Origin of the sequence: Mangrovibacter sp. MFB070 (assembly GCF_000705335.1) — a bacterium.
Lineage (GTDB): Bacteria > Pseudomonadota > Gammaproteobacteria > Enterobacterales > Enterobacteriaceae > Mangrovibacter > Mangrovibacter plantisponsor.
On record NZ_JJMI01000003.1, the window covers coordinates 37,833 to 47,293 of the forward strand.

Here is a 9,461-nt window from a genome sequence, read left to right on the forward strand (position 1 = left end):
GACCTCAGGAGATAGAATGATGATTACTCTGCGCAAACTTCCCCTGGCTATCGCAGTGGCTGCGGGTGTGATGTCTGCTCAGGCGCTGGCCGTTGACTTCCACGGTTATGCCCGTTCTGGTATTGGCTGGACGGGTAGTGGCGGTGAACAGCAGTGCTTTACCGCCACCGGCGCGCAAAGCAAATACCGTCTGGGTAACGAATGTGAAACCTACGCGGAATTAAAACTGGGACAGGAAGTGTGGAAAGAAGGTGATAAAAGCTTCTATTTCGACACTAACGTCGCTTACTCGGTTTCTCAGATGGATGACTGGGAATCTACCAGCCCGGCATTTCGTGAAGCCAACGTTCAGGGTAAAAACCTGATTGATGCGCTGCCTGGCTCCACCATTTGGGCCGGTAAACGCTTCTACCAACGTCATGACGTTCACATGATCGACTTCTACTACTGGGATATTTCAGGTCCTGGTGCCGGTCTGGAAAACGTAGACCTCGGCTTTGGTAAGTTGTCTGTTGCTGCTACCCGTAACTCTGAAAGTGGTGGTTCTTACACCTTCACCAGCGACCGTGAACGCGATTATGCATCCAAAACCGCCAACGACGTATTTGACGTGCGTTTAGCGGGTCTGGAAGTGAACCCGGGTGGTGTGCTGGAACTGGGTGTGGATTATGGCCGTGCTAACCCACGCGACAACTACCGCCTGGAAGATGGCGCAACCAAAGACGGTTACATGTTCACCGCTGAACATACCCAGTCTATTGGCGGCGGTTTCAACAAGTTTGTCGTTCAGTATGCAACCGATGCGATGACCACCTGGAACAGTGGCCATGCGCAGGGCACTTTGAACAACGACGGCCACATGATTCGTGTTCTGAACCATGGCGCTATCGACTTCAACGACAAATGGGCACTGATGTATGTCGGTATGTATCAGGATATCGACATGGACAGCAAGAACGGCAGCACCTGGTACACCGTGGGCGTGCGCCCAATGTACAAATGGACGCCAATCATGAGCACCTTGCTGGAAGTGGGCTACGACAACGTCAAATCACAGAGCGCTGGCAAGCACAACGACCAGTACAAAGTGACCCTGGCACAGCAATGGCAGGCTGGCGACAGCATCTGGTCCCGCCCGGCTCTGCGCCTGTTCGCCACCTACGCCAAGTGGGATGAAAAATGGGGCTACAACGACAGCGGTTACGCGGCTGCCGATACCAGCACCACCACCTACAGCCGTGGTGACAACGACGAGTGGACCTTCGGCGCCCAGATGGAAATCTGGTGGTAAGCCTGAAGACGACAACGCGTTAAACCAGAGGGGGGCAACCCCCTCTTCAATCTTTCCCTGTTGAACGCAGTTATGTGGATACGCGCTATTGCCTGGCTACCGTATCCCTTCTGTAATCGAGGTCATAACAATGAAAAAAAGTCTCATTGCCCTTTGCCTGAGCGCAGGGTTGCTCGCCACTGTTCCCGCAATCTCTTTCGCTGAAGTTGACCTGGTGCCGCAAAATCTCGCCGGAGCGCCTACTTTTAGTGCTCAGTCACTCCAGCGGTTAACCTGGCAGCCATTAAATTCCGGGCAGAATGTAGAAGTTAAGCTGGCAACACAGGGCCAGCAACTCAGTAACCCGGGCATTACCGGGCCAGTGGCCGCATACAGCGTGCCTGCCAATATTGGCGAACTCTCAATTACCCTGACCAGTGAAGTGGCACAGAACCGGGTATTCGCCCCGAATGTGCTGGTACTGGACCAAAATATGAACCCGTCAGCCTGGTTCCCGGCGAACTTCTTCACTTACCAACAACCTGGTGTGATGGCTGCCGACCGGCTGGAAGGCACCCTGAAACTGACGCCTGCGTTAGGGCAGCAGAAAATTTACTTACTGGTCTTTACGACTCCGCAGGATGTACAACGTACCACCACATTGATTGCTCCGGCCAAGGCTTACGCCAAAGGCGCGGGTAATGCCATTCCGGATATTCCGGACCCGGTAGCGCAGCACGCTACAGAGGGTACGCTCAAACTGAAAGTGAAAACCTCTTCCGGAGCCAGCATCCTGGTTGGGCCTATCTTTGGTTCTTCAGCCAGCACCCCAACGGTCACCGTCGGAAATACTGCCACAGCTGTTGCGCCTGTCGCGCCTGTTGCGGCACCAGCTCCGGCACTGAAAGCGGAGCCCATGCTGAATGACACTGAAGCCTACTTTAACCAGGCCATTAAGCAGGCCGTGGCGAAAGGTGATGTAGATAAAGCGTTGAAATTACTTGATGAGGCGGAGCGTCTTGGATCCACCAGCGCACGTAAAACCTTTATCAGTAGTGTAAAAGGCAAGGGGTAATCACCCCACATTGCTGATCTTGTAAGCCTTGGTGCGCGTCTGCGCACCTTTTTTCCACCGGCAGGCTTGTCTGTGGTCGTTGTTTTTTTGTTACATGGCTGTTGGTTTCTGCTATTTTCCTGCCACACCCTTTTCGTGTTCTGCGTTACAATGTCCACTGTTCTGTTCTGGAGACTGTTGGGCATGATGCACCCTGCTTTGGCGCAATTACGGGCGCTGTCTTTCTCCGACACCCTGCCGGATAACCTGTCAGCCTGGCTGCGTGACTGGCTGTTGTTGGAAGACTCAATGACAAAGCGTTTTGAACGCTGTTGCAGCAAGGTTAGTGTGACGCTGCTATCGGAAGGCTTTGTAACGCCGGAACAGGTGGGTGAAGACGCCGACTGGTTACCCCGTGAACCACAATACTGGTTACGGGAAATTATTTTGCTGGGCGATAGTACGCCCTGGCTGGTGGGGCGCACTGTGGTGCCGTTATCCACGCTGAACGGTCCGGAGCTGGCGTTACAGCGCCTGGGCACAACGCCGCTTGGCAGGTATTTGTTTACCTCATCAGCCCTTACACGCGATTTTATTCACCCGGGGCGCAGTGAAACCTTATGGGGGCGCCGTTCCCGCCTCCGTTTGTCGGGCAAACCATTATTACTGACCGAATTGTTTTTACCTGCATCACCGTTGTATCAAGAGGATGAAAAATGGAGTGGAGTCTGACGCAGAAGAATAAGCTGCTGGCATTTCACCGGCTCATGCGTACTGACAAACCGATTGGCGCGTTACTGTTACTCTGGCCTACCTTATGGGCGTTGTGGCTTGCGGCACCAGGCGTCCCGCCGGTAACTATTCTGCTGGTTTTCATTGCCGGTGTCTGGTTAATGCGCGCCGCGGGTTGTGTGGTGAATGACTTCGCCGACCGCAAATTTGACGGGCATGTCAAGCGCACTGCTCGCCGCCCATTGCCCAGTGGTGATGTAACAGTACGTGAAGCGATTACGTTATTTGGTGTGCTGGTATTACTGGCTTTCGTGCTGGTGCTTACCCTGAACACCATGACGATTCTGCTGTCTGTCGCCGGGCTGGCACTGGCCTGGGTATACCCGTTTATGAAACGCTACACCCATTTACCTCAGGTGGTATTAGGGGCTGCGTTTGGCTGGTCAATTCCTATGGCGTTTTCGGCCGTGAGTGAACAGTTGCCGCTCAGTTGCTGGTTACTGTTTTTAGCCAATATCCTTTGGGCTGTCGCTTATGACACGCAATATGCCATGGTAGACAGAGACGACGACCTGAAAATAGGCGTGAAATCCACCGCTATTCTGTTTGGGCGCTACGACAAACTGATTATTGGCATATTGCAGGTGGCGGTTCTCGCACTGTTAGTGCTGGTGGGCTGGCTTAATCACCTGAGCGGTGCGTTTTACTGGTCGCTGTTGCTTGCTGCGGGGCTGTTTTCATACCAGCAAAAACTCATTGCCGGGCGCGACCGGGATGCCTGTTTTAAAGCCTTTATGAATAACAACTATGTAGGGCTGGTATTATTTTTAGGGTTGTTTGTACATTATCTGCCGCCGTTATCCTGAGCGGCTATTATTGCGGGCATAAAAAATGGCGGGAATTCCCGCCATTTTTTTCGTACACACTCAACGGTTATTGCGCGGGTGCGTCTTCGCCTTGTGATGCAGCACTTTCAATCGTCAGGCGGATATCCGAAGTAATCAGCTCAGCCAGCAACTGGTAAACCTTCATGGTTTCTGTTGGCTCCGCATCACCGGTATCGCTGATATAGCCTTCATCACGCAGTGTCAGCACCAGAGAAGAGAACACCGCTTTGTCGAAGAACTCAGGGGCGTTGATACCGTGCAGTACAGACAAACGTTGTGCCACAGTACGGCTCTCTTTCTCCAGAGTCCCGCGGTTAATCGTCGGGTTGGCGCTCAACAGCCAGAAAGTGATTGCATAACGTTGAATCGTCTCGCGCACCCCGGCTGCAAGCAGCTGTAGAGTCCGGGAGCGTGCCGGGTTCAGGCGGAAACGGCCGCCGTCTTCCAGAATCAGGTTCTGCTGCACCAGCTCATTGAGCAGCGCATCCACTACAGAACCCAGTGCTTCTTTGTCCCAGTGCAGGAACAGCTCTGCTTTAAGCATTGGGAACAGTACTTCTACCCGGCTCAGCAGATCTTCGCGTGTGATATTACGGTGTTGCGTAATAATTGAGGCCAGTAAAGACGGCATCACCAGCATATGCACAATGTTATTGCGATAGTAGGTCATTAACACGGCCTGCTCACGGGGCAGAACGATAATATCGCCAATCGTGTCTTTTTCTACTTCGAACTTATTCATCTGCAATGCGTGGTCGATAAGCTCGCTGGCCGACAATGCAGGAACGGTAGCATCCGGTGAATAAGGCACATTGCGCAGCAGGCTCATGTAACATTCTAACTGCTCAGTCAGTTGCTCACGGGTAAGTGAACGCTGGCGAGAGGCCAGTAAAGCCGTGCAACACAGGTTCATGGCGTTAGCCGCACCAGCATTGTTAATGCGCACCATCAGTGTATGAGCAATTTCGTTCACGCTGGGGGTTAACCACGGCGGGCGTATCGCTTCGATGGGGTCTATCGCATCACGCCACTCCGGGACATGCTGATTCAGCCAGTTGGTCAGTGGAATTGGCTCGCCAAAGTTGACATACCCCTGGCCCAGGTTACGCAGCTTGCTCAGGCCGCGCATCATCTGGATAAGGCTCTCTTTCTCTTTAGTGGCGCCACGCAACTCTTTCGCGTAGGTGCCCACTTCCATGACATGTTCATAACCAATGTAAATCGGCACCAGCGTAATCGGGCGGGTACCGCCGCGCAGCATGGCCTGAATCGTCATAGACAGTGTGCCGGTTTTTGGGTCAAGCAGGCGGCCGGTGCGCGAACGCCCCCCTTCAACAAAATACTCCACCGAATACCCACGGCTGAATAATTCACCCAGGTATTCACGGAACACGGTTGAATAGAGCTTATTGCCTTTAAACGTACGGCGAATAAAGAAAGCACCCAGACGGCGGAAAATCGGCCCGGCGGGCCAGAAGTTCAGGTTAATGCCAGCTGCAATATGCGGCGGCACCAGCCCCTGGTGATACAGCACATAGGACAGCAGCAGGTAATCCATATGGCTGCGGTGGCAGGGAACATACACCAGTTCGTGGCCTTCATGGGCCAACTGGCGAACCCGCTCAGCGTTATGAACGTTAATGCCCTGATATAACCGGTTCCAGGTGAAGCCCAGCACGCGGTCAGTCATGCGGATGGCTTCATAGGAGAAGTTCGCGGCAATTTCTTCCATCAGAGCAACGGCATTTTGCTGTGCTTTTTCATGGGAGATTTTCTTGCTGCGCGCTTCATCTTCTACCGCTTTGGCGATAGCTTTTGAAGACAACAACTTATTGAACAGGTCCTGACGGGCAGGTAAGCGCGGGCCGACAGCCGCCAGACGCAGCCGGGCAAAGTGCATACGTGCAACCCGGGCCAGCTTCTGGGCGATAGTTTTGTCTGTGCCATGCTCTGTCGCCATCCAGCGCAGAGAGACGGGCGGCGAAAAACGCACGAAGCTGTCGCGGCCCAGCCATAGCACGGCAAAGAACTTCTGAATGCCGTTAAGCAGGCGCAGCGGCGGGTTTTCTTCGCCTTTTTCCCGGCCTGGTGAACGGCCAAACATCACTGATACTGGCACCATCTGGACATCCAGATTGGGGTTGCTGCGGTGCAGATCCAGGTAATCATGAAACAGCTTGATGGACTCTTCCTTCGGCGTGTAATAGGTAAATACACGCGGCCCGCCATGAATAAATACATAGCGTGGCAGGCAGGCACCGTCCACTTCAAGGGGTGTCAGCGGGTCTGGCAAATCGTGTGCCAGACATTGCGCCCGTAATGTCAGTAAGTCTGCCTTTGAATTGTAAGGCAGCACATACATAATAGGGCGAGAGGTATCTAAACCCAATTCGGCGCAAGGATCCGCCGGAATAGATTTGCTTTTTACCAGCATACTTAATGGTAAATTCAGCAATTTGTAGTAAATTCGTGGCCAACCGGACATAAACGTTGTAAAGCCTCTGGTTAAAAACGCAAATGCGTCGCAAGAATAACAGAAACCCGCCTGGATTTCTGAGGAAGTTGCCTGCGCGACGCTACAGGCATTGACGCCACTAAGCTAAAAAGGTTCCTTCATGGCAAGTAACACCACTGGACTCACCCGAATCATTAAAGCAGCCGGTTATTCCTGGAAAGGTATTCGTGCGGCATGGCGCAATGAAGCCGCATTTCGCCAGGAAGGAGTTGCTACTGTACTGGCTATCTTTATTGCCTGTTGGCTGGATGTCGGTGCCATTGCCCGCGTGTTGCTTATCGGCTCCGTCACTCTGGTTATGATAATCGAAATTCTCAACAGTGCTATTGAAGCCATTGTTGACCGGGTGGGAACAGATTTTCACGAACTCTCTGGCAGGGCTAAAGATATGGGGTCCGCTGCAGTGTTGTTCGCAATTATACTCGCCCTGTTTACCTGGGGAAGCGTGCTCTGGTCTCATTTTTTCTGAGTTTTTCCTGAAAAAACGCTTGATACCGTGTATTTCAGGCGCTGTCTGGTTACCTCTGGCTACTTTATGGGATAAGTCCCTGGTTTTTTGCTTAATTGTGGTTTCAAAATCACCATTAACTGTATATACTCACAGCATAACTGTATATACACCCAGGGGGCAGAAGGAATGAAAGCACTTACTACCAGACAGCAGGAGGTCTATGATCTCATCCGGGATCACATTAGCCAGACGGGGATGCCTCCAACCCGTGCGGAAATAGCGCAACGTCTGGGTTTTCGTTCGCCCAATGCGGCAGAGGAACACTTGAAAGCGCTGGCCCGCAAAGGGGTTATCGAAATCGTTTCTGGCGCTTCTCGTGGTATTCGTCTGCTCCTGGAAGAATCCAATGACGACGGCCTGCCGCTGGTTGGCCGGGTTGCTGCCGGTGAACCACTGCTGGCTCAGCAGCACATTGAAGGCCACTATCAGGTCGACCCTTCCCTGTTTAAACCACATGCGGATTTCTTACTGCGCGTTAGTGGTATGTCAATGAAAGATATCGGTATTATGGACGGCGATTTACTCGCAGTGCATAAAACGCAGGATGTGCGCAATGGCCAGGTCGTTGTGGCACGCATCGACGACGAAGTAACCGTTAAACGCCTGAAACAGCAAGGGAATACGGTTCAGTTACTCCCTGAAAATAACGAATTCAAACCCATTGTTGTCGATTTACGCGAGCAAAACTTTACCATCGAGGGCCTGGCTGTTGGCGTTATTCGCAACGGCGACTGGCTCTGACCGAATCCTTAATTTGCTATGCTTTTACAGCCGTGATGCAGCCAGCCTGTGTCACGGCTTTTTTGTGGGTGTTCACCCAAACTTTATCCGGGGTAAGTGATGCGATTTTTTTCCCGAACTGACCGGGCATTGTGGCGCCTGGCTATTCCCATGATAGTGTCCAACATCACCGTACCGTTATTGGGCCTGGTTGATACTGCGGTGATTGGGCACCTGGACAGCCCGGATTACCTTGGTGGCGTGGCTATTGGCGCAACAGCAACCAGTTTTCTGTTTATGCTGCTGCTGTTTTTACGGATGAGTACTACCGGGTTAACGGCCCAGGCTTATGGCGCAAGAGACGACGAGGGGTTGTTACGAGCCCTGATGCAGCCGTTATTGCTGGCACTGGTGGCGGGAGTCGCCATTGTGGTGTTTCGTGCGCCATTAATTCACTTCGCACTTACCGTGACGGGCGGCAGTGAAGCGGTATTGTCCCAGGCGCAGGCATTTTTATCGGTTCGCTGGCTGGGTGCCCCTGCTTCACTGGCTAACCTGGTGTTACTGGGCTGGTTGTTGGGTGTGCAGTATGCCCGTGCTCCGGTTATTCTGCTGGTGGTGGGTAATGTGCTGAATATCGCGCTGGATATCTGGCTGGTAATGGGGCTGGGTATGAACGTGAAAGGGGCTGCGCTGGCAACCACTCTCTCTGAGTATGTCACGCTGCTTCTGGGGTTGGTGATGGTCTGGCGGGTTCTGGTGCTGCGGGGCATTCCTCTGGCAGGCCTGAAAACGGCGTGGTTCGGTAATATTCGGCGTTTGATGGCGTTAAACCGTGACATCATGTTGCGTTCTTTACTGGTTCAGGGCTGCTTTGCTTCCATCACGGTGCTCGGCGCCAGGCTGGGCGGCGATATTGTGGCTGTAAATGCATTACTGATGACGTTACTGACCTTTACCGCTTACGCACTTGATGGTTTTGCTTATGCAGTAGAAGCCCATTCCGGCCAGGCTTTTGGGGCCCGCAGCAAAGGGCAGTTGCTGGCGGTATGGGGCGCTGCATGCCGCCAGGCTGGTGTGGTAGCTCTGGGGTTCTCTCTGGTTTATGCCCTTGCCGGGCCACAAATTATTGGCTTACTGACTTCGCTACCAGCATTACACCAGTTGGCAGATAAATACTTGTTCTGGCAGGTGCTGCTGCCGGTTGCCGGGGTGTGGTGTTATTTGTTGGACGGGATGTTTGTTGGTGCGACCCGGGGCGCAGAAATGCGTAACAGCATGGCGCTTTCAGCCGCAGGGTTTGCGGTGTGCCTGCTGACACTGCCTGGGTTTGGGAATCATGGGTTGTGGTTTTCTTTGGTGGTGTTTTTGGTGCTGCGCGGGGTGACGTTGGGGTGGTGCTGGCGGCGGTACTGGCGGGATGGCACGTGGTTTGAGGTGAAGTGAAGGGGAGCACTTGCAGTGTAGCTGGCTGTTTTCGTTCATTTTCAGTGGTGTAGTTGTTTCCGTTCACCTGAAGTGAGGTGGTTAATGTGGCTTCACAGCCTGTGAACGTGTTAAGGGGCCCGCCCCTTAACAATCCGGTTTTTCGCTGGCGACCGGTGCTGCGCACTGCGTTCACCTCCGGGCAGTCAGCCTGCGGCCGGCTCGACTCGGCATCCATGCCTCGGTTCGCCTTATTCCGCCGTCCGGGCGGAATAACCTTGTCTTCCTTTCTGCGGTTCACCGGTCTTACGCGAGCAGGCCTCGCTGCAAGTAGCGGGTTGTTTGTG

Annotated in this window: 8 protein-coding genes; 7 read left to right on the top strand and 1 reads right to left on the bottom strand. The window is 53.3% G+C overall.

Features of this window, described 5'->3' with window-relative positions:
• Nucleotides 1-16: 16 nt before the first annotated feature.
• From DT73_RS01650 to ubiA, 4 genes are all read left to right on the top strand, one after another.
• Complete coding sequence (locus DT73_RS01650; RefSeq protein ID WP_072006886.1) at nt 17-1,291, top strand: maltoporin; 1,275 nt, start codon at nt 17-19, stop codon at nt 1,289-1,291.
• Nucleotides 1,292-1,415: 124 nt separating this feature from the next.
• A complete protein-coding gene (malM, locus tag DT73_RS01655) occupies nt 1,416-2,345 on the top strand; it encodes a maltose operon protein MalM (protein WP_036103003.1) in 930 nt (309 codons plus the stop codon).
• A 183-nt stretch (nt 2,346-2,528) separates the two neighbouring features.
• On the top strand, nt 2,529-3,056 hold the full coding sequence (ubiC, locus tag DT73_RS01660; RefSeq protein WP_036102985.1) for a chorismate lyase: 528 nt from the start codon (nt 2,529-2,531) through the stop codon (nt 3,054-3,056).
• A complete protein-coding gene (gene ubiA, locus DT73_RS01665; RefSeq protein ID WP_036102987.1) occupies nt 3,041-3,922 on the top strand; it encodes a 4-hydroxybenzoate octaprenyltransferase in 882 nt (293 codons plus the stop codon). The genes ubiC and ubiA overlap by 16 nt, the downstream gene beginning before the upstream one ends.
• A 67-nt stretch (nt 3,923-3,989) precedes the next feature.
• On the opposite strand, the gene plsB is transcribed toward ubiA, so the two are convergent.
• Nucleotides 3,990-6,428: a glycerol-3-phosphate 1-O-acyltransferase PlsB gene (gene plsB / locus DT73_RS01670; protein WP_036102988.1), complete on the bottom strand. Its 2,439-nt coding sequence runs from the start codon at nt 6,426-6,428 to the stop codon at nt 3,990-3,992.
• A 130-nt stretch (nt 6,429-6,558) separates the two neighbouring features.
• Between plsB and DT73_RS01675 the strand changes: the two genes are divergently transcribed.
• The 3 genes from DT73_RS01675 (at nt 6,559) to dinF (ending at nt 9,135) form a co-directional block, all read left to right on the top strand.
• Nucleotides 6,559-6,927 carry a diacylglycerol kinase gene (locus DT73_RS01675; RefSeq protein WP_036102989.1) on the top strand — a complete coding sequence of 123 codons (369 nt, stop codon included), beginning with the start codon at nt 6,559-6,561 and terminating at the stop codon, nt 6,925-6,927.
• A gap of 168 nt (nt 6,928-7,095) precedes the next feature.
• On the top strand, nt 7,096-7,710 hold the full coding sequence (gene lexA, locus DT73_RS01680; RefSeq protein WP_036102991.1) for a transcriptional repressor LexA: 615 nt from the start codon (nt 7,096-7,098) through the stop codon (nt 7,708-7,710).
• A 99-nt stretch (nt 7,711-7,809) separates the two neighbouring features.
• Nucleotides 7,810-9,135: an MATE family efflux transporter DinF gene (dinF, locus tag DT73_RS01685; protein WP_036102993.1), complete on the top strand. Its 1,326-nt coding sequence runs from the start codon at nt 7,810-7,812 to the stop codon at nt 9,133-9,135.
• Nucleotides 9,136-9,461: the final 326 nt, after the last annotated feature.